This window comes from Streptomyces bobili (genome assembly GCF_002154575.1).
GTDB lineage: Bacteria > Actinomycetota > Actinomycetes > Streptomycetales > Streptomycetaceae > Streptomyces > Streptomyces bobili.
Genome location: NZ_MUBA01000868.1, coordinates 1 through 538, shown reverse-complemented (window position 1 = coordinate 538; position 538 = coordinate 1). Strand labels below are relative to the sequence as shown.

Here is a 538-nt window from a genome sequence, read left to right as displayed (position 1 = left end):
GGGCGGCGCCGCCCAGACCGCGCACCGCGACTACCACCTCGGGTTCCTCTCGAACGAGGCCGCGGCGGCCTACCCGGCGCACGTCCACCGCCTCTCCCCCGTGCTCACCCTCCAGGGCGCGGTCGCCCACTGCGACATGCCCGTGGAGTCCGGCCCGACGATGTACCTGCCGCACTCGCAGAAGTACGGCCCCGGCTATCTCGCGTGGCGACTGCCCGAGTTCCAGGCCTACTTCGAGGAGCGGCACGTCCAGCTGCCCCTGGCACAGGGGGACGTCGTCTTCTTCAACCCGGCCCTCTTCCACGCGGCCGGCACCAACCGCTCCGCCGGCATCCGCCGTACGGCCAACCTCCTCCAGGTGTCCTCCGCCTTCGGCCGGGCCATGGAGACGGTCGACCGGGAGGCGGTGACGAACGCCGTGTACCCGGTGCTGCTGAAGCGTGCCGCGGACGGCGCGGATCCCGCCTGGCTGGAGCGGGTCGTCGCCGCGAGCGCCGAGGGCTACCCCTTCCCCACCAACCTCGACAGCGACCCGCCG

General features: G+C 73.0%; 1 protein-coding gene. It reads left to right on the top strand.

Annotated elements, in window-relative coordinates; genetic code table 11:
* On the top strand, nucleotides 1-538 hold a 538-nt coding region (locus BZL64_RS38355), incomplete at both ends, for a phytanoyl-CoA dioxygenase family protein (protein ID WP_208639617.1).